Here is a 19913-nt window from a genome sequence, read left to right on the forward strand (position 1 = left end):
GCATAGACATTATTCCGCACCGCAAATATTGGAGAGATCATGGCGCACACCACATGGGTTGCCGGTTTCCGGACCGGGGTCATCGACCCGACCGAGCAGATCAAGCTCGCCGAATCACGGGAGTTCGGTGACGAGACCGTGCGCCATGTCCTGCGTATGGCAGGCGGTGGCGAGGCGGTGCGGGTGCGGTTGACCAACCGCTACGGTGCCGCGCCCCTGCGGATCGCCGCCACCCGGCTCGCTCAGCGCAAGACCGGCTCGGCGATCGGTACCGATCGCGAAGTCACGTTCGGTGGCGCTGCGGAGGTCACCATCGACGCGGGGGCCGACCTGGTGAGCGATGCGATCGACCTGCCGGTCGAGGCGGGCGAAGACCTGCTGCTCAGCCTCTACATTCCGGCGTCGACCGGCCTTGCCACCTTCTCCCATCAGCCCGGTGAGATCTCCTACATCGTCGGCGGCGATCATGTCGCCGACGTGGAACTCACCGGCGCACAGGAGGTTCCGTTCCGGTTCTTCGTCACCGGGATCGACGTGCTCGTCACCGACCCGACACCGGTCGCCGTCGCCTTCGGCGACTCCTGGTTCGAAGGCGTCGGCACCACGCCGAGCGCCAATCGCCGCTCGGTCGACGCCCTCAACGTCCGCCTCACGCGGGGATGGGTGGTCAACAACGGCATCGCGGGCAATCGCCTCACTGCCGAGGAGATCGGCGAATCCGGTGTGCGCCGTTTCGATTCCGACGCCTTGCGGGTCCCCGGGGTCACCGACATCCTCCTCAATTTCGGAATCAACGACCTCATCCTCGGGGCCATGGGCGGCCAACCGTCCGCGAGCACCGAGGAGCTGATCGCCGGTTTGACCGACTTGGCCGCCCGCGCTCACGCGGCCGGACTGCGCATTCACGCCGCCACCATCGGCCCCTACGCGGGCTGTGTCTTCCCCGGCCTGCCCCTGGTGGAAACCCAGCCGACCCGTCACGCCGTCAACGAATGGTTGCGCACCACCGACGTTTTCGACTCGATCTTCGATGTCGATCGCGCGGTGGCCGACCCGCACCGCCCCGACTACATCCGCCCCGAGTTCGACAGCGGCGACGGCATGCACCTCAACGACGCGGGTGCCGCCGCCATGGCGGCCACCGTCGATCCGACGGCGCTCTTCCGCTGACGCGTCGACCGAGATCGCTACGCGCCCAACGTCTCCTGCTTCGACGGGGCGTCGTCGCACTGAGCCGATAGTGCGGGCCAGTAGACAGCGCTGGGGTCCACGGCAGTGGTCGGTCGGCGCCTTGGAGAAGCTTCTCGCCGCTCGGAGTTACTCGGCGACCACGCCGACCCCTTGTCGAGGCCGGCGCGGCGCCGAGTGGACCGGGTCATCCGTCGCACGGGCCTCAGTCGGCGGCGGCTTCCGGCGCGGGCAGCGCGAAGCAGAGCGCCGCGCTCACCACCAGTGCCGCGATGATCGTGAGGGCGCACGCCGTCAGCGCACTGCGGTAGCCGTCACTGGCGGCGACGCCGAAGAAGACGGCGCTCAGCGATGCGACACCTACGGCGCCACCGAACTGCTGGCCGGTGGTCCAGATCCCCGATGCCGACCCCGCGTAGCGCGTCGGCACCGTCGACAGGAACAGGGTCGTCAACGGAGGCTGCACCAGGTTGATGCCGACGCCGATGACGAACAGCCCTGGCGCGAGCAGCCACGGGCTCACGTCGGTGGTCGCGGTCAGTGCCGCGCCGAGTACCGCCGCGGTGCCGACGGCGCCGAAGAGGGTACCGGCGACGACCGCGTATCGGCCGAACTGCATGGTGAGCCGACCCACCAGCGGGGCGACCGCCAGTCCGCCGACGGAGAATGCGACGGTCACGACGCCCGCGCGCAGCGCGGTGTAGCCCTGGCCTTCCTGGAGCCAGAGCACGAAGACGAGCAGGAATCCGCTGAAGGCGGCGAAGGCGACCAGCTGAACAACGAGCGCCACACTGCTGATGCGCGCGCGAAGCAGTTCCAACGGCAGGAGCGCACCGGCCCGACCGACGGCATCACGATTCTCACCGATGGCGACGAGTGCCACGGCGGCGATGCCCGCGGCCAGCAGCAGCCAGATCCACGGCGCCCAGTCGTAGGTGCGGCCCTCCAGCAGCGGGAACACGATGGCGACCAATCCGGCGGTCAAGCCGACCGCGGCGAGCCATCGCGGCCGCAGCGCGCCTTCGGCCCGGCTCTCCGGAACCAGCCATGCGCCGAGTCCGAGCAGGATCACCGCCGCCGGGACGCTGACCCAGAAGATCGCTCGCCAACCCAGCCCCGCGACATCGGCAGTGACGAGTACGCCACCGAGCAGCAACCCGCCGGCCTGCGCGAGTCCGGCGGCCACGCCGAATATGCCGAGGACAGTGGCGCGCTCGGGGCCGCGGAACAGGACGAACAGGCTGGAGAGCACCTGCGGCGCGAGGATCGCCGCGGACGCGCCCTGGGCGGCCCGACTGGCGATCAGTTCGACCGGGCCGTCCGCGAGTGCCGACCAGGCCCCTGACAGCGCGAACAGCGCCAAGCCGATGAGAAAGACCCGTTTGCGGCCCCATAGGTCGCCCAACCGGGCGGCGGTGATCAGCGCCGCCGCGAAGGCCAGCAGATAGGCCGTCGCGATCCAGCCGACCTGGGAGGCGGTTCCGCCGAGGTCGGCCTGGATCGCGGGGAGACCGACGTTGACGATGGTGACGTTCAGCAGGTCGAGGGTGAACCCGAGGACGAGCACGACCATCGCGGCCCAGCGCCGCGGGTACACCGCCTCGGTCGGGTCGTCTCGGGTGGAAGTCGATGTGCTCATCAGAGGTAGCTCCCTGCGCCGATAGGTGTCGGGTGTGTGGTCGTCAATGGCTCTATCGTGCCGAGCGCCTCGTGGTCCGAGCCGACACCGACCAAACCGTGGCGGCGCAGAATCGCGTGCACTGTCGAGACGGCCGGGACACGAGTCGTACCGGCTCGCAGCAGGTGCGCCCGGATTCTGCGGGCTCCCCACTGCGGGCGGTCCAGCCGCACGCGCACCACGACGGCTTCGATATCGGCCGAGGTCCGGGCGGGGAAGCTCTTGGGGCGGCGCGAGCGGGGCGCCAGTCCCGCCACGCCGTGTTCGCGATAGCGCGCGAGATAGCTGTAGTAGCTCTTGCGCGAGATGTTGTATCGCCGGCAGACCTCGGTGACCGTCAACCCGTTTCGATCGGGTGCCTGAAAGATCTCCAGCCACGGCTCGGCCTCGAGCCCGACCACCGCGCCGCGTTCGTTCGGTGGACGGGTCCCGCCGCGCCGAACATGCTGACGCGCAATCGGATCGAGCCTGTCTCCTGGGGGTTGCCGCATAGATGTCTCCCGACGTGGAACAGAGCAATTGAACTTGCGGGTTCACTTTAATGTCCTCACATACAGCTCGCAACTCGGTATATCAGAATGAACCCACAAGGCAACTTCGTCGGTGGTTGCGCTATGGTTCACAGATGGCTGTAGCAACACCGCCGACCGGACAGTCGGCCTCGCGTGGACGGATCGACAAGCGGCAGGCGATCCTGGACGCGGCGTTCGTCGTCTTCGCTCGCCGCGGGTACGCGCAGGCGGGCGTACAGGAGATCGCCGAGGTCGCCGGTGTCGCTAAACCGACCATCTACAACCACCTCAACGACAAGGAAACGCTGTTCCGGCACACGCTGGCGGCGGTGAGCGACGCGGTGCTCGCCGAGAACCTGGCGGTGGTCGAGCGGCTGCGCAACCCCGGTGCGGATCTGCGCGCCACCCTGGAGGACGTGGCGTACCGACTGATCAGGTCCTGCTGTACCGAGCAGTCGCGGTCGCTGCGCTGGCTCACCTACGGCCAGGTCGCGCAGTTCCCCGATCTGATGGATGTGGTGGTGAGCCGAACCTCCGATCAGCTCGGCGACGCGCTCGCGGATCGACTGGCGCGACTGTCGCTGTCGGGCCACCTGCGCGCGAGCGATCCGGCGATCGCCGCCGAGCAGTTCCTCGTCCTGATCACCGGCCCGATGGAGGGCCGTACCCGGCTCGGCACCCGCAAGGTGTCCACCGCCGAGATGCACGCGGTGGCCGCCGCGGCCGTCGACACCTTCCTGCGCGCTTATGGGACACCGGAGATCCATTGAGCCACCATCCTTTTCGTTTCGGCCTCGTCACTGTTTCCCCCGCCGACCCGAAGTCGTGGATCTCGACCGCGCGTTGGGCCCAAGACGCCGGATTCTCCACGTTGCTGCTGCCCGACCTGCCCGCACCGGTACCCGCGCCGTTGACAGCACTGGCCTACGCCGCCGCGGCGACCACCACACTCCAGGTCGGAACGTGGGTGCTGGCCAACGACTTCCGCAATCCGTTCGTCCTGGCGCGGGAGGCCGCCACCCTGGACCTGGTGTCCGGCGGCCGCTTCGAGCTCGGGCTCGGGGCGGGCCAGACCGCCGTCGGGTACGGCGAACTGGGGATCGCCGCCGAGTCGGGCCGGGTTCGGTTCGAACGCCTCGCCGAGTCGGTGGGCATCCTCAACGCGCTGTTGCGCGGGGAGCGGGTCGAGGCCACCGGGACGCACTACGCGAACACCGCGACGACCCTCGTTCCCACTCCGCCGCGTAAGGTGCCGCTGCTGCTCGCCGCGGGCGGGCGACGAGCCACCGAACTCGCGGCGGCCGAAGCCGACATCGTCGCTTTCAGCACCTTCTCCCGCGACCAGCTCACCCGCCAGGTCACCTGGCTCGACAGTGCCGCGGGCCCACGGCTTTCCGGGATAGAACGCGCGCTGCGCTTCAGCACCCCCACGAGCACCATCGGTCCGCCGATGCCCGACGGCGCTCCGACACTGCTCACCGGATCGCCCGCGCGGGCAGCCGATCAGCTGCGCCGGCTTCGCGACGAGTTCGGCATCTCCTACATCGTTCTCGACGATGACGCGGCCCGCGAACTCGCACCCGTGGTGAGCTTGCTGTCAGGCACCTGAGTCGCCATCCACCCGGTCGGCGCCGGGGATGGCGGCCAGCAGTTCGCGGGTGTACTCGTGGGTCGGCTCGTCGAAAAGCTTTTCGGTGGTGCCGATCTCGACGATGCGACCCTGTCGCATGACCGCGACTCGATGGGCGATCCGGCGTACCACCGCCAGGTCGTGCGAGATGAACAGGTACGCCACGCCGGTCTCGGCTTGCAGCTCGGCGAACAGGTCGAGGATCTGCGCCTGCACCGAGACGTCCAACGCCGAGACCGGTTCGTCGCAGACCACCAGCTCCGGCGACAGGGCCAGCGCCCTGGCGATCGCCACCCGCTGACGCTGCCCACCGGAGAGCTCCGCCGGCCTGCGCCCCAGCGTGGACGCGGGCAGGGCGACCCGGTCGAGCAGTTCACGCGCCCGCGCCACTCGCGAGGCACGGTCACCGATGCCGAAGACCCGCAGCGGTTCGCTGATCACGTCCTGGATCGAGAACCGCGGATCCAGCGACTCGTACGGATTCTGGTAGATCACCTGGGCGCGACGCCGCAGCGCCCGCAACCGAGCACCCTTGACGGCCGTGACATCGTCGTCGTCGAACACGATGCGCCCGGAGGTCGGCGGGGCCAGGCGCAGAATCATTCTGGCCGTGGTGGACTTGCCCGACCCCGACTCCCCCACCAGGGCCAGCGTCTCCCCGCGATGCAACGAGAAACTCACGCCGTCGACGGCGCGGACCGTCTTCGCACGACCGTTGGCGCGCGGCAGCGGGAACTCCTTCACCAGGTTCTCGACCGCGACCAACGGCTCGGTGCCCGATTCGCGGGGCCTGGCCCGCACGCCGGAACGTCCTGGCACGTTACGCAACAGCTGCTGGGTGTACGGATCGCGTGGGTTGTCGAGGATCTCGCGGGTCGGCCCGCTCTCCACGATCCGGCCCCGCGACATCACCGCGATCCGCTGGGCACGGTCGGCGGCGACGCCGAGGTCGTGGGTGACGAGAAGTACGGCAGTGCCCAGAGTTCGGGTCAGGTTCGTGATGTGGTCGAGGATGCGGCGCTGGACGGTGACGTCCAGCGCGCTGGTGGGCTCGTCGGCGATGATCAGCGCCGGATTCGCGGCGATGGCGATCGCGATGAGTGCCCGCTGGCGCATGCCGCCGGAGAGTTCGTGCGGATACTGGTCGGCACGGGTCTTCGGGTCGGGCATACCTGCCCGCTCGAGCAGGTCGACCACGGCTTCCGGCGCGGATCGTCGGGTTGCCAGACCGTGGATGAGCAGGACCTCGGCGACCTGGGTGCCGATGCGCTGCACCGGATTCAGCGAGACACCGGGGTCCTGTGGAATCAATCCGATCTGCGCCCCACGGATCGCGCGCAGCTCCCGGTCTCCCGCTCTGGCCAGGTCCCGGCCGCCGAACTGGATCCGGCCCTCGTCGAGGTGACCCGCGGCGGGCAGCAACCCGGTGATGGCGTGCGCGGTCGAGCTCTTCCCCGATCCGGATTCGCCGACCAGTGCGACGATCTCGCCCGGCGCGATATCCAGGTCGACCGCGCCCACCGCACGCACCCGGCCGGTGCTGGTGCGGTAGGAGATCGACAGGCCACGTACTTCCAGCAGATTTCCGGTCATCGCCGATTCGCCCACTCTCCATCGAGTGCCCGGGCGATCCGGTTGGTCGCGAGCACGACGAACGCCACCATGAGGCCCGACATCGTCGAGATCCACCACGCGTTGGCGAGATAGTTACGCCCGCTCGAGATGAGCGAGCCCCACTCCGGCGCCGGTGGCACCGCGCCGTAGCCGAGGAAGCTCAGCGACGACACCGCCAGCACGGCCGTGCCCAGATCCAAGGTGGCCAGCACCACCACCGGGCCGATCGCGTTCGGCAGGACGTGTCTGCCGAGCACCGTGTACCAGCGCGCCCCCGACGACCACGCGGCCTCGACGAACACCGCTTGCCGCAACCGCAGCACCTCGGCCCGCATCACCCGGGCGAAGCCGGCCACACTGGCCACGCCCACCGCGATCGCAACCTTCACGGTGCCGTAGCCGAGTGCGGTGACCAGGGCCAAGGACAGGAACAGCGACGGAATCGACAGCAGCACATCGGCGAAACGCATCAGCACGTCATCGACCCAGCGGCCGACGAACCCGGCGATCAACCCGATCGCGCCCCCGACGAAGAACGCGACCGCCACCGCGATCACCGTGGCCTGCAACGACAGCGCGGTGCCGTGGACGACGCGGGTGAACAGGTCGCGGCCGAGTTCGTCGGTGCCGAACCAGTGCTGTCCGCTGGGCGGCGCGAAGATCTCCGCCGGGACGCCGAACAGCGGGTCGCGTGCGGTGAACAGCGTCGGCCACAACGCCGCGAGCACGACCAGCACGAGCGTCACCACCGAGAGCACCAGACCCGGCCGGTACAGCAGGAATCGCGGCAGTCTCGGCCAGTCGAAACCCGTGCGGTACTCGTCGTCCGGCTCGTCGATGACGGTTCGGGTGACGGCCGCCTCGGTCAGTACGGTCTCGGTCACGCGTAACTCCTCGGGCGCGCGACCACGATCCGTGGGTCGAGCACCGGGTAGATCAGGTCGACGATGAGGTTCACCACGACGAAGACGAACGCGCCGAACACCACAACGCCCTGCACGAGCGGAATGTCCTGCACGCTCACCGCGCCCGCCATGACCCGCCCCAGGCCGTTACGCGAGAACACGGTCTCGATCACCACCGCGCTGGCCACCAACTGCCCGACGAGCAGGCCGACAATGGTGAGCGCGGGCAACGACGCACTGCGCAGGGCGTGTCGCAGATGGACCCGGATCCGGCTGGCGCCCTTGGCCCGAGCGGTCTGCACGAACGGCGCGTCCAAGGTGGACAGCAGACTCTTCGCCAGTACCTGCGCGATCAGCGCGCCGGTCGGGATGGCGAGCGTGATCGCGGGCAGTACCAACCCGGCCAGTCCGGCGTTTCCGAACGCGGGGAACAGCCGGATCCGAAACGACAGCAGCTGCACCAGCATCAGGCCCGCCCAGAAGGACGGGATCGAGATCGCCAGTGGCGGCAGCGACAGCAGCACGTGCCGCAGCCAGCGTCGCGAGGTGTAGGTGGCCGCCACGGCGAGTCCGCCGCCGAACAGCACGGCGAGCACCAGCGCCGCCGCCGTGAGCTGCAGGGTCGGCGGCAGCGCCGCAGCGATCGTGCCGGTCACCGACCGGCCGGTGGCCACCGAATCACCGAAGTCGCCGACCAGCGCCCGACCCAGATAGTCGAAGTACTGCACCACGATCGGTTTGTCGAAGCCGTACTCCGCCCGCAGTGCGGCGAGCTCGGCCGGGTCCACCGGCGAGGAGGTCAGTCCGCCGCCCGCCATCGCCGACACCGGGTCGCCCGGGAGGAATTCGAGCACGAAGAACGACACGGTGTACGCCGCCCAGAGCACCCCGACCGCCTGAGCGAGGCGGCGTAACACATACCGTCCCATGCCGGTTCAGCTTCGCCAGGTATCGTGCAGCCGGGTCCGGCTCGACGACTCGAAGGTCAGGCCGTGCACGGTCGGCGCCGCCGCGAGCACCGTCTCGAGTTCCACCACCGGGATCACATACGCGTTGCGCACCACCAGCTGCTGGGCCTGTTCCACCAGCGGCGCGCGCTTGGCCGGATCGGCCTCGGCCGCCTGGGCGGTGAGCAGTCCGTCGAGCTCGCTCGGCGCCAGCCGGTAGGCGTTGACCTGCGCGGTGGAGTACAGCGTGCGCAGGCAATCGGGATCGGCCCGGCTCAGGTCGCCGCCCCACAGTCCGTCGAAGTCACCGGAACCGATCAGCGCCGGGAACTGGGTGACCTGCAGCTCCTGCAGCTGCAACTCCACCCCGACCACCTTGAGCTGCTGCTGGACCAGTTCCAGCGCCGCCCGAGTGTTCTGGGAGTTGTTGAACCACACCACGGTCAGGCTCAGCCGGGTGTTGTCCTTGCGCCGGATGCCGTCACCGCCCACCTGCCAGCCCGCCGCGTCGAGCAGCGACTTCGACCGGGCCACATCCAGGGCCAGATCCGCCGACAGATCGGTGTAGCCGGGGGTGGTGTGGGAGAGGATGCCCGTGGCGGGCACCGTTCCGCTGGCGAAGACCGCCTCCACGATCTGACGGCGGTCGACGGCGGACTGAATCGCCTTGCGCACCTGCACATCCCGCAGGATCGGCCGGGAGTTGTTGAGGCCCAGGTTGAAGACCGCGCCCGGGTGCGATCGCGTCAGCAGGGAGATGCCGGACGCCTTCAACCCCGCTTCGTCGGCTCGGCCGAGGCCGGTGGCGACGTCGAGCTGGCCCGACTGCACACTGCCCGCGCGTACCCCGGATTCGGGGATGACGGTGAACTCGATGGAGTCGAGGTAGGCCTCGCCCTGCTTGGTCCACAGCGGCGAGCCCCAGCCGTAGCCGACCCGCTTGTTGATCGTGATCGACTGGTTGGGAACGTATTTCGACAGCACGAAGGGCCCGGAGCCGAGCACGCCGTCGCTGCAGCGCTGCTGGGGAGTCTTGGCGGCGTCGGCCGTCGAGATCAGGCCGAGCGCGGCGGTCGAGGTCGCCTGCAGGAACTGCGCGTTGGGCTGTTCGAAGGTGATCTTGGCGGTGTGCTCGTCGACGACCTCGGTGCCGACGTATCCGGTGATATAGCCCTTGGACAGAATCGCGAGCGCGCCCAGCTTCGGGATCGCGTCGAAGTTCGCCTTCACCACCTGGGCGTTGAGCGGGGTTCCGTCGCTGAAGGTCACATCCGACCGCAGCCGGAAGGTGAACGACCTGGCATCGGGGCTCACCTCCCAGCTCTGCGCCAGCCACGGCACCGGCTTACCGGTCGTCGGATCCTGGTCGGTCAGCGAATCGACCGTCTCGCGCAGCGAGTACAGGGTGTCGCTGCTGCCCACCTGCTGGGGGTCGACGCAGCCCGCGTCGGAGGCGACCGAGAACTTCAGCGTGCCACCGGATCTCGGCGGACCGGCATCGCCGCCTTGCTCGCCACCGGCGCCACAGGCACCGGTGAACAGGGTGACCGCCGCCGCCGACACCACGGCACAACGAATCGACTTCGAACGCACAACACTGCTCACGCCAGAATTCCTCTGTCTACTGCCCGGATTCACGTGGGACTCACGGCGGGCGACACGACGAAACATTCCACATTTTGAAATACCCGGTCAACAATTCGGATCACCGCGCTCGGAACACATCGTCGCACCGAATAGGTGGTATGCCATCGGGCGGTGTACGCCCACCGTGCTAGCTTCGCACCGGGTCGATATTCGAACGACGCGCCGCGCGATGTGTTGTCGTCCGGCAGAGAAAGGACCGACGTGACCGCTGTACATGACAATCTGCTCGCCACGATCGAAGCGGAGCGAGCGATCTTCCGAACGTTCTACAAATTCTTCCGGATCGCCGACACCCAGGAGAGCGAGCGGTTCGGCGAGTGCTTCACCCCTGACGCGCTGATCGAGTACCGGATCATGCCCGGCCCGCCGGTGCTGTTCCACGGCCGCGACGATTTCACCGATCACATGAGCCGGGTGCCCAAGTCGCAACGCTCCCTGGTCGCCCATGTCATCGGGCAGGCCTCCATCGAGTGGAACGGCGACAAACCGCTGCTCACCGCCTACGCGACGGTGTGGCATTGGTTCTCGAGCACCGCTGCCACCGACGTGGGACGACCGGCCGACTGGGTCGTCATCGGGCTGGTGCAAGACGAGTTCGAGCAGCACGAGGGTGAGTGGCTCATCTCCCATCGCGATGTGCGCCATGTCGCGGGCCGGGTCGCCGCGGGCCACGGCCCGGGCTGACAATCACGCAGCACTCCCGCGATTGTCGGGCCCGGCTCGTCGACGAGCCGGGCCCGACAATCGCGTGCGCACGACCTTCGGCGTAATGGCTCGCCGAATTGTTCGGACACATCGGTGACAATTCGTTCCGACGACTCGGGAACAATTCACCGTGTCGATTCGCCGACCCGTGCCAGAAACTGTCACCGATGTTCCGACAACATTTTCTCGACCGTCCAGGTGATATCCGAACCCTGCGGCCGAGACAGCCGAAACCTACGGTCGAACCGCAGGGTTTCCGTAGTGATCTTGTGACCTCCGAATATCGCGTGCAAAGGTGATTTCAGCCCGGCCGCCAGAAAACATGACGGCCGAGGTTCGACGAAAGGCGCCACCGCGATGTCAGAAGTCCTCGACCTGGTCGATCAGGTCGCGCAGCTCACCGAACGGCTCGAGACGCTCGAGGCCGTCCGCGCGCTCAACACCTTGCGTCACGACCTGCCTCGCCACATCAACGAGGGCAGATGGGATCAGGTCGGCGAACTGTTCAGTGCCGATGCCTTTCTCGACTACCGCCATCTGGGTCAGGCGCAGGGGCGAGCCGCGATCGCGGCGTACTTCGCCGGGCTGCCACAGCTCATCGAGGACAACAGCCCGGCGGGGCAGGTGCTGGTCAAGCAGTTCCTGCACGGGCACGACGTGGAAATCGTCGGCGATCGAGCCACCGGGGTGTCGTTCTTCGAGGAGAAGGTCGTCTTCGATACCGAAAGCTCTTTCGTGGCAGGCAAGTTCACCGACGAGTACGTCCGCGAAGGCGGCCGGTGGCGGTTCGCGCGGATCGCCCTCGACCTGTATTGGGTCATCCCGTACTCGCACGGCTGGCAGCAGTAGCCGGCCCGTCGACCACAGAGAGGCTCGTCATGCTCCAGAAGAACACAACCAAGCGCATCGGGTACTGGCTGCTGCACCTGCACCAGCAGTTCGACGCCGCCACCGGCGCCCTGTTGCACGAACAGCGGCTCACCCGCCGGGACTGGCAGATCCTGCACGCCCTGCAGATCGGCCTCGGCAGCGTCGCCGAACTCGACGCGGCCTTCGCCCCGTTCCTGGTCGCCGACGGCGCGCGGACCTATCAGCCGATCGTCGACGACTTCACCGCGCGCGGCTGGGTCGAATCCGCCGGTGCGGCGCTGCGGCTCACCGCCGCGGGCGAGGCGGCGCACGAGCGCGCCGAAGCGCTGGTGAACGCCCACGCCGACGACTCGCTGCGCGGCATCACCGAGGAGGAATTCCTCGCCGCGAACGCGGTGCTGGCCAAGATCTCCGCCAACATCGACACCGACTGAGGACGCGAGGAGCGCCATGACTTCCCTGCACGATCGACCGTTCCGCTTCGGCCTCTGCGTCTTCACCCCCGCCACCCGGGCGGAATGGATCGCCAAGGTGCGCGCGGCGGAGGAACTGGGCTACGACGTCATCTCGGTGTCGGACCACCTCGGCATGCCCGCGCCGATCCCGACCCTGCTGCTGGCCGCCGAGGCGACCGAGCGCATCCGGATCGGCACATTGGTGTTCAACACCGCCTTCTACCACCCGACGGTGCTGGCCCGCGACCTCGCCACGGTCGACCGCTACTCCGGCGGCCGGGTGGAACTCGGGCTCGGGGCGGGCTATGACCGCTCCCAGTTCGACGCGGCCGGAATCCCGTTTCCCACTGCGGGCGAACGGGTTTCCCAGCTGGAACGCACGGTCGCGGAGTTCCGCAAACCGAAGTCCGAGCTCGACCAGTACGCCCGGTTCGAACAGCCCGCGGGTCCGCCGATCCTGATCGCCGGTCGCGGCGCGCGGGTCCTGCGGCTGGCAGCCGCCCACGCCGACATCATCGCCTTCACCGGCACCACCGAGGTGCGCGACGGCGACGGGCTGAAGCTGGGCGGCATCACCGAGGTCACCGACCGGATCGACTACGTGCGCGGGCTGCTCGGCGACCGGATCGACCAGGTGGAGTTCAACATTCCCATCCACAAGGTGGCACCCAAGGGCGCGACCGACGGCGTGACCGATGTCTGGCAGAACCGGCTGGATCTCACGCCCGACGAGCTCAACGAGCTGCCGTCGCTGCTGTTCGGCACCCCCGAGGAGAACGCCGACACCCTGCGCGAACGACGCAAGACCCTTGGCCTCACCTACTACACCGTGCTCGAACCCGAGATGGAGGCTTTCGCCCCGATCATCCAGGCGCTCCGCTAACGGGGCAGCACATCGTCTTTCGCACGCGGAGGAGACCGACATGACCGAACGATCCACGCTGGACACCGGTACCGGGTACGGCCGCGAGGCCCCGTCCTACGACACCCGCCTGACCGAGGTGGGCCCCGGCACACCGATGGGCGAGGCGCTGCGGCGGTACTGGCACCCGATCGCCACCTCGGCGACGCTCACCGCCGAGGCACCGCATCGCACCCGCGTCCTCGGTGAGGACCTGGTGGTCTTCCGGGATGGGAAAGGCCGCGCCGGTGTGGTTTTCGAGCGTTGCGCGCACCGCGGTGCCAGTTTGTTCTTCGGCCGGATCGAGGACGACGGGCTGCGCTGTGGCTATCACGGCTGGAAATACGATGTGCAGGGGCGATGCCTCGAGCAGGCCTGCGAACCCGATCGTGGTAGGCGCCGCGATGCCGTGCGCCAGCCCTGGTACCCGGTCGAGGAACGCTACGGGCTGGTGTTCGTCTACATGGGCCCGCCCGACCGCAAGCCCGTGCTGCCACGCTACGACGTGCTCGAGGATCTCGCTGAGGGCGAGCAGTACTTCGCCGAGTGGCCGTTTCCCGGACTCTCGGTCACCGGCGCCGAGCAGGATTTCCACTGGCTGCTGATCTACGAGAACACGATCGACCCGGTGCACATCAACTGGCTGCACTCCCAGCACAGTGGCTACCAATTCCTCGGCACCGGCACCACCGGCTTTCCCGAGGACTTCTTCGATCCGTACACCCTGCCGGGCCGGGTCAGCTACGACCGCACCGACTTCGGGGCCAAGTACGGCGTCCGGTTCCTGGACAGGGAGCGCGACGGGGAGCGCACCGAGCGGGTGTGGGGCGCCGAGCTGCACCTGCCCAATGCCACGGTGCTGCCGGACTGGGTCGAGCTCACCCCGGATACCAAGGCCGACATGGTGATCTGGGCCGTCCCGATCGACGAGCACCGTCATCGGGCGTTCTTCTCCATCCGGGCCGGCGATCCCGCACGCGTGCGACGGTTCCTGTTCGGCATCACCCAGGACGGCAAGGACGCGTGGGAGCTGACCGACCAGCAACGTCAGCGCTTCCCCGGCGACGGGGAGATCATGACCTCCCAGGGTCCGGTCGCGTTGCACTCCGAGGAGACCCTGGCGACCACGGACCGGGGCGTGGTGTTGCTGCGCCGGTTGCTGCGGACGATGATCGACGACGTGGAAGCGGGCCGCGATCCGCAGGGGGTGAGTCTGGACGAGGAACCGGTGCGACGCACCCAAGCGGGTCTGTTCACCCTCGCGACAGACACCGTGGGCCATGCCGCGCCGGCGGCCCGCGTCTGACCGGGACACCCTGTGACCTGGATCGATGCGGTGGTCGACGCCCGCACCCCGGCGACGCCCGAGATCGCGCTGTTCGATCTCGCTCCGGTCGACGGCACCGAATTCGCTTCCTACACAGCCGGTTCCCATGTGGATGTCGACCTCGGGTCGGGGCTGGTCCGCCAGTACTCGCTGTGCGGACCACCCGAGCCGCGCCGATACCGGCTTGCGGTGTTGAACGTGGCGAACTCGCGGGGCGGTTCGCGGGCGATGCATGCGCTCGCGGTGGGTGATCGGGTGCGGATCTCGGCCCCGCGCAATCACTTTCCACTCGCCGATACCCACAGCCATGTCCTGATCGCGGGCGGCATCGGCATCACGCCACTGCTGGCGATGCTGACACACCTCGAACGGGTCAGGGCGGACTACGTCCTGCACTACAGCGCCCGAACCCGTTCTCGCGCGGCCTTTCTCGACGAACTGTCCGGCAACCCGCGGGTGCGGTTCCATTTCGACGACGAAGACCCGGCCCTGCTCCTCGACATCACCCGCGATCTGGGCGATCCGAGACCGGACACCGCGGTCTACGTCTGCGGGCCGGACGGCTTCATGGACTACGTCGTGGGCAAAGCCGAAGCGCTCGGCTGGCCGCGCTCGGCGCTACACACCGAACGGTTCGGCACGAATCTCACTACCCCCGCCGACGCGGGACAGGCCGGATTCACCGTGCGACTGGCCTCCACCGGCACCGAATACAGTGTGGGCGAGGACCAGAGCGTGCTCGACGTCCTCTTGGACAACGGTGTCGACGCACCGTTCTCGTGCCAGCAGGGCATCTGCGGGGAATGTGTCGTCCGGGTACTCGCCGGCGAACCCGACCATCGCGACGACGTCCTCAGCGACGCCGAACGCGCCGACGGGATGTTCACCACGTGCTCGTCGCGAGCCCACTCCCCGGTCCTCGAGGTGGATCTCTGAGAACTGTCCGCCGAAACGACAGCTCAGATCTCAGCGCCCGACAGTGGGCGCTCGCTCGGGACGCCCCGGGCGGGCTCGGCGTTCACCGGGTGGCCGGACCAGGGCGCCGGGACAGTGCCAGTGAGAGCTCGTGGGCGTGGCGGAGTAACAGCGTGCCCAACGCGTCGTGACGCTCGGCACGGAATCGACTCTCGACGCCGGTCAGGCTCAAAGCCCACCGTGGCTCGTCGCGGCGATCGAAGACGGCCGCCGCCATTCCCCAGCTTCCCTCGACGAGCAGGCCCGGATTCACACACCACCCGGTTTCCCGTGTCGCGGCGATACGCTGCGCGAGCTCCTCGCGCGTGTGGCGCGCACCCCACTGCGCTGCCAGGTCGTTGCGGCTGAGCCAGTCCTCGATGTCGCGGTCGGGCAGGTGCGCGAGCAGCACCAGACCTGCTGAGGCGACGCCGAGGGGAAAGCGGATGCCGACGTGGAGCACGTGCGAGCGCAGTGGAAAGCTGCCTTCCTCGCCGACCAGGCACACCGTCTCGTTGCCTCGCCGCGCGGACAGGAACGCGCTCTCCCCGGTCTCGCGGGCGAGCTCACGCAGCACGGGCCGCGCCACGTCGGCGATGTCGTAGCGCTCGGCGGCGAGCGAGCCCATGAGGAACAGTTCCGGTCCGAGAAACCACAGACCCGAGCTCGCGTCGCGGTCGAGGAAGCCCTCCTCGGCCAGCGAGGAGAGCAACCGATGCGCGGTGGGCCTGGCGAGGTCGGTCCGGCGTGCCAGCTCGCTGGTCGAGACTCCGATGTCGCCGCCCGCGGCGACCGCACGCAGTAGGGACGCCGCGCGTCCGAGGACAGAGGGGCTCGACTCCGCGGTCATGGGTTGCATGATACGTCCACTCAGTGAACATCCTATCCACCACCGTCCACTCGCCGAGCAATTTCACGTCGTCCGGGATAAGTATCTTGCCAGTACCAACAGTCGGAGTGTTCTGTAGACGCGACCAGCGCAGGCGTCCGAACAATGAACGCCTTGATGAAAGGCAGTTCACGAATGAACTCGAAAGTGGTGGATACGGCAGTCGCCGCCGTAGCCGACATCAGCTCGGGGGCGACGTTGGCCGTCGGCGGGTTCGGGTTGTGCGGCGTCCCGGATGCGCTGATCGCGGCGATCACCGAGGGTAGGGCCACCGACTTCGAAGTATTCTCCAACAACTGCGGCGTCGACGACTACGGGCTGGGGATCTTGTTGTCGGCCGGGCGGATCGCCCGGGTCACCGCCTCGTACGTGGGTGAGAACAAGGAGTTCGCGCGCCAGTACCTCGGCGGTGAGCTCGAGGTGGAACTGATCCCCCAGGGAACCCTCGCCGAGCGCCTTCGCGCCGGCGGAGCCGGCATACCCGCCTTCTACACCCCCGCCGGCGTCGGAACCCCGATCAGCGACGGCGGCCTCCCGTGGCGCTACGCATCGGACGGGTCGGTGGCGCTGGCCTCCCCGCCGAAGGAAGTTCGCGAGTTCGGCCGGCGCCGCTACGTCCTCGAGGAATCCATCGTCGCCGATTTCGCCCTCGTGCACGCCGCCGTCGGTGACACCGAGGGAAACCTGGTCTTCGAGAAATCGGCCATGAACTTCAACCCCTTGGTCGCGATGGCAGGACGGATCACCATCGCCCAGGTCGAGCGCCTCGTCCCGGCCGGCGAACTCGACCCGGCGCACGTTCACCTTCCGGGGGTGTTCGTACAGCGGATCGTGCACACCGGCGCCCAGGAAAAACGCATCGAGAAGCGAACCGTTCGACAGGAGGCCACCCGATGAGCTGGACACGCACACAGATGGCCGCCCGCGCCGCACAGGAACTCGCGCCCGGGGAATACGTCAACCTCGGCATCGGTCTGCCGACCCTGATCCCCAATCACCTGCCCGCCGGCGTCGCGGTGGTACTGCACAGCGAGAACGGCATCCTCGGCACCGGCCCCTACCCCGACGAGGACGACGTCGACGCCGATCTGATCAACGCGGGCAAAGAGACCGTGACAGTCGAACCGGGCGCCTCGTTCTTCGACTCGGCACTGTCGTTCGGCATGATCCGGGGCGGGCACATCGACACCGCGGTACTGGGCGGGATGCAGGTCTCGCGAACCGGCGATCTCGCGAACTGGATGGTGCCCGGCGCGATGGTCAAAGGCATGGGCGGGGCGATGGACCTCGTCCACGGAGCCCGCCGGGTGATCGTGCTGATGGAACACACCACCCGCGACGGCGCACCCAAGATCGTCGAGACATGCACCCTGCCCCTCACCGGCCAAGCCGTCGTCCAGCGGGTCATCACCGACCTCGCGGTCCTCGACATCGCCGAGGGCGAGGTGATTCTGCGCGAGACCGCGCCCGACGTGAGCGTCGAACAGGTACGCGCGGCGACCGGAACACACCTGACCGTCGATACAGTGAGCTGAGTGCCCGACCCCGACGACCAGGAGGTAGCAGTGCCTTTTCCGCAGAGCTCGCACGCCGACGCCGGACTGTGGGAGCAGGGTCTGTCGGTTCGCCGGGAGGTGATGGGCGATTCGTACGTCGACCAGGCGCTGGCCCGCACCGAGGGAACCGAGTCGGCCGAACTGCAGCGGTTCGTCACCGAACACGTCTGGGGTGCGGTGTGGACTCGTCCCGGTCTGGACCGCCGCAGCCGCAGTCTGCTCAATCTCGGGATGCTGACTGCCCTGCGAGCACACGAGGAGCTCCCCGGCCACGTCCGTGGCGCACTCACCAACGGCCTCACCCGCGAAGAGATCGTCGAGGCGATCATCCACACAGCCGGGTATTGCGGTGCCCCCGCGGCACTGTCCGCCATGCGTGTCGTGCAGCAGACCTTCGACACGATCACCGAGTAGGCGAACGCGGGCCCGGGCTCGACGAACAGGTGGCTCGCGCGCTGCGCGCGGGCCGACGTGCGAGTGCGCTTTCAGTCGGACAGGCGCAAAGCCTCCACCGGGCAGCTGTCGACCGCCAGTCGCACATCGTCGAGTTCGGCTTCGGGGACCTGGTCCGTCGACACCTCCACGATGCCGTCGTCGTCGACCCGAAAGATGTCGGGCAGCAATGCTTCACACATGCCGTGTCCCTCGCACCGGGTGCGATCGGCGGCGATCCTCATACGGGCACCGAGGCGTCGAGGCGTTCGAGCCGGATGGGTAGGCCATCGAGAGGAACCGGGCCGGTCGCCCAGCCCATCGGCGGTGCGTAGTCGGCCGGCACGGTCCAGCGGTAGTGCAACAGCATGCGGTGCATGATCGCCTTGACGGTCATACCGCCGAAATAGAGTCCGATGCATTTGTGCGCGCCACCACCGAACGGGGCCCAGGTATAGCGGTGCGTCTTGTCCTCGTGACGTTCGGCGGTGAACCGTTCGGGATCGAACACATCGGGCTCGTTCCACCAGTGGGCCTGACGCATGGCCGAGTACGAGCCGATCATCACCAAGGTGTGCGCGGGGACGAATCGGCCCCCGATCGCGGTGTCGCGCACGGTTTCGCGGATCTGCTGCCCGACAGGTGAGTACATGCGCAGGATCTCTCTGAAAACCAGATCCAGGGTGGGTAGCCGGTCCAGATCGGCGTAGTCGAGCGAGTCCTTGCCCAACGCTTGCGATTCGGCGCGCAGCCGGTCCTGCCATTCGGGATGCAATCCGAGCTGATACCCCATCATCGACACCGCGATCGTGCTGGTGTCGTGCGCGCCGAGCAGGACGAAGATCAGGTGGTCGACGATGTCCTGGTCGGTGAATGTGTGGCCCTCCTCGGACGCGGTGCGACACAACACGCTGAACAGATCCTCGCCGTTTCCCGCGCGTTTGGCGGGCAGCTCGCGACGGCAGTAGTCCTCCAACACCGCGCGCCCGCGCAGTCCGCGTGCCCACAGACCGCCGGGCAGATTCGTGCGTACCAGCGCCTGGCCGCCACGCACCGCGTCGATGAACGCCCGCTCGAGCGCGGCGGCCTCCGATCCGAGATCAGCCCCCATGAACACTTCCGAGGACAGGCCGAGCAGCAGGTGTTTGACCGCCGGATACAGCGGGAAATCGTGATTCGGTGTCCAGTCGCGCATACCGCGCGCAATGGCCGGAGTGGTGATATCGAGATAGCCGACCAACCGCGGCCGGGTGAAGGCCTGCTGCAAGATCCGACGGTGGTAGCGGTGTTCCTCGAAGTCGCGCAGCAGGATGCCGCCCTGGAAGAACGGACCGATGAAGAAGGTGTAGCCGCGTTGCGCGGAATACACCTTGTCGCGGTCGGCGAGCACCTCTTCGGTGGCTTCCGGTCCGGTCACCATGACCACGCGTCGCCCGGCGATCCCGATCCAGTGCACCGGCCCGTACTTGTCGAAGCGGCGGCGGGCGAAACCCAGACTGTCGCTCATCGCGGGGATAGCGTGCCCGATGAGTGGAACACCGTAGTCGCCCATGATCGGCCGTAATCCGCTGTCGGGCAGTGGGTCTGCCAACGCGCGGGTCGGCGAGGGATATCGCTCGGCAACAGCGGATACGGCGGATTTCGCCCGTCGTCCCAGGGTCGACATCATGGTGTTGTCCTCTCGCACCGTGGTGATGTGGTGT

Annotated in this window: 21 protein-coding genes; 12 read left to right on the forward strand and 9 right to left on the reverse strand. The window is 68.0% G+C overall.

The window, feature by feature from the left end; genetic code table 11:
- Window positions 1-39 precede the first annotated feature (39 nt).
- A complete protein-coding gene (locus tag NA12_RS02970; RefSeq protein ID WP_067445701.1) occupies window positions 40-1170 on the forward strand; it encodes a GDSL-type esterase/lipase family protein in 1131 nt (376 codons plus the stop codon).
- A gap of 223 nt (window positions 1171-1393) precedes the next feature.
- On the opposite strand, the gene NA12_RS02975 is transcribed toward NA12_RS02970, so the two are convergent.
- Window positions 1394-2827, reverse strand: a complete 1434-nt coding sequence (locus NA12_RS02975) for an MFS transporter (RefSeq protein WP_067445704.1) — start codon at window positions 2825-2827, stop codon at window positions 1394-1396.
- Window positions 2827-3267 (reverse strand): helix-turn-helix domain-containing protein, encoded by a 441-nt coding sequence (locus tag NA12_RS02980; RefSeq protein WP_067445706.1) that lies wholly within the window; start codon window positions 3265-3267, stop codon window positions 2827-2829. Before NA12_RS02980 ends, NA12_RS02975 begins: the two co-directional genes overlap by 1 nt.
- Window positions 3268-3491: 224 nt before the next feature.
- Here NA12_RS02980 and NA12_RS02985 point away from each other — a divergent pair, with 224 nt between their 5' ends.
- Together NA12_RS02985 and NA12_RS02990 are read left to right on the forward strand one after the other, a co-directional pair.
- A complete protein-coding gene (locus NA12_RS02985; RefSeq protein WP_067445708.1) occupies window positions 3492-4148 on the forward strand; it encodes a TetR/AcrR family transcriptional regulator in 657 nt (218 codons plus the stop codon).
- Complete coding sequence (locus NA12_RS02990; RefSeq protein ID WP_067445711.1) at window positions 4145-4987, forward strand: LLM class flavin-dependent oxidoreductase; 843 nt, start codon at window positions 4145-4147, stop codon at window positions 4985-4987. Before NA12_RS02985 ends, NA12_RS02990 begins: the two co-directional genes overlap by 4 nt.
- Here the strand turns inward: NA12_RS02990 and NA12_RS02995 are convergent.
- The 4 genes from NA12_RS02995 to NA12_RS03010 form a co-directional block, all read right to left on the reverse strand.
- Window positions 4976-6601, reverse strand: coding sequence for a dipeptide ABC transporter ATP-binding protein (locus NA12_RS02995; RefSeq protein WP_067447385.1), 1626 nt, complete (start codon window positions 6599-6601; stop codon window positions 4976-4978). The genes NA12_RS02990 and NA12_RS02995 overlap by 12 nt on opposite strands.
- On the reverse strand, window positions 6598-7413 hold the full coding sequence (locus NA12_RS03000; RefSeq protein ID WP_243654947.1) for an ABC transporter permease: 816 nt from the start codon (window positions 7411-7413) through the stop codon (window positions 6598-6600). The genes NA12_RS02995 and NA12_RS03000 overlap by 4 nt, the downstream gene beginning before the upstream one ends.
- 89 nt (window positions 7414-7502) lie before the next feature.
- A complete protein-coding gene (locus NA12_RS03005; protein WP_067445713.1) occupies window positions 7503-8456 on the reverse strand; it encodes an ABC transporter permease in 954 nt (317 codons plus the stop codon).
- Window positions 8457-8462: 6 nt separating this feature from the next.
- A complete protein-coding gene (locus NA12_RS03010) occupies window positions 8463-10079 on the reverse strand; it encodes an ABC transporter substrate-binding protein (RefSeq protein ID WP_067445716.1) in 1617 nt (538 codons plus the stop codon).
- Window positions 10080-10322: 243 nt separating this feature from the next.
- On the opposite strand from NA12_RS03010, the gene NA12_RS03015 reads away from it, so the two are divergent.
- From NA12_RS03015 to NA12_RS03040, 6 genes are all read left to right on the forward strand, one after another.
- Window positions 10323-10805: a nuclear transport factor 2 family protein gene (locus tag NA12_RS03015; protein WP_067447387.1), complete on the forward strand. Its 483-nt coding sequence runs from the start codon at window positions 10323-10325 to the stop codon at window positions 10803-10805.
- A 378-nt stretch (window positions 10806-11183) separates the two neighbouring features.
- Window positions 11184-11675, forward strand: coding sequence for a nuclear transport factor 2 family protein (locus NA12_RS03020; RefSeq protein WP_067445719.1), 492 nt, complete (start codon window positions 11184-11186; stop codon window positions 11673-11675).
- 29 nt (window positions 11676-11704) lie between these two features.
- The gene (locus tag NA12_RS03025) at window positions 11705-12130 is read left to right on the forward strand and encodes a MarR family winged helix-turn-helix transcriptional regulator (protein WP_067445721.1); all 426 of its coding nucleotides are present in this window, start codon (window positions 11705-11707) and stop codon (window positions 12128-12130) included.
- A 16-nt stretch (window positions 12131-12146) separates the two neighbouring features.
- Window positions 12147-13034: a TIGR03621 family F420-dependent LLM class oxidoreductase gene (locus NA12_RS03030; protein WP_067445723.1), complete on the forward strand. Its 888-nt coding sequence runs from the start codon at window positions 12147-12149 to the stop codon at window positions 13032-13034.
- A 40-nt stretch (window positions 13035-13074) separates the two neighbouring features.
- Window positions 13075-14358: a Rieske 2Fe-2S domain-containing protein gene (locus NA12_RS03035; RefSeq protein ID WP_067445725.1), complete on the forward strand. Its 1284-nt coding sequence runs from the start codon at window positions 13075-13077 to the stop codon at window positions 14356-14358.
- A gap of 12 nt (window positions 14359-14370) precedes the next feature.
- Window positions 14371-15315: a PDR/VanB family oxidoreductase gene (locus tag NA12_RS03040; protein ID WP_067445727.1), complete on the forward strand. Its 945-nt coding sequence runs from the start codon at window positions 14371-14373 to the stop codon at window positions 15313-15315.
- A gap of 82 nt (window positions 15316-15397) precedes the next feature.
- Here NA12_RS03040 and NA12_RS03045 read toward each other — a convergent pair whose 3' ends face one another.
- The gene (locus NA12_RS03045; RefSeq protein ID WP_067445729.1) at window positions 15398-16183 is read right to left on the reverse strand and encodes an IclR family transcriptional regulator; all 786 of its coding nucleotides are present in this window, start codon (window positions 16181-16183) and stop codon (window positions 15398-15400) included.
- 174 nt (window positions 16184-16357) lie between these two features.
- Here NA12_RS03045 and NA12_RS03050 point away from each other — a divergent pair, with 174 nt between their 5' ends.
- The 3 genes from NA12_RS03050 (at window position 16358) to NA12_RS03060 (ending at window position 18192) form a co-directional block, all read left to right on the forward strand.
- Window positions 16358-17119: a CoA transferase subunit A gene (locus NA12_RS03050; RefSeq protein WP_067445731.1), complete on the forward strand. Its 762-nt coding sequence runs from the start codon at window positions 16358-16360 to the stop codon at window positions 17117-17119.
- Entirely contained in the window at window positions 17116-17757 is a 642-nt protein-coding gene (locus NA12_RS03055) for a CoA transferase subunit B (RefSeq protein WP_067445734.1), read from the forward strand. The genes NA12_RS03050 and NA12_RS03055 overlap by 4 nt, the downstream gene beginning before the upstream one ends.
- Before the next feature lie 102 nt (window positions 17758-17859).
- Window positions 17860-18192 (forward strand): carboxymuconolactone decarboxylase family protein, encoded by a 333-nt coding sequence (locus NA12_RS03060; protein ID WP_084472438.1) that lies wholly within the window; start codon window positions 17860-17862, stop codon window positions 18190-18192.
- Window positions 18193-18263: 71 nt separating this feature from the next.
- On the opposite strand, the gene NA12_RS03065 is transcribed toward NA12_RS03060, so the two are convergent.
- Entirely contained in the window at window positions 18264-18455 is a 192-nt protein-coding gene (locus tag NA12_RS03065; RefSeq protein WP_067445736.1) for a ferredoxin, read from the reverse strand.
- Window positions 18452-19879 (reverse strand): cytochrome P450, encoded by a 1428-nt coding sequence (locus tag NA12_RS03070; protein ID WP_307188334.1) that lies wholly within the window; start codon window positions 19877-19879, stop codon window positions 18452-18454. Before NA12_RS03070 ends, NA12_RS03065 begins: the two co-directional genes overlap by 4 nt.
- Between the last annotated feature and the right edge of the window lie 34 nt (window positions 19880-19913).

This window comes from Nocardia alba NBRC 108234, assembly GCF_001612665.1.
GTDB classification, from domain to species: domain Bacteria; phylum Actinomycetota; class Actinomycetes; order Mycobacteriales; family Mycobacteriaceae; genus Nocardia; species Nocardia alba.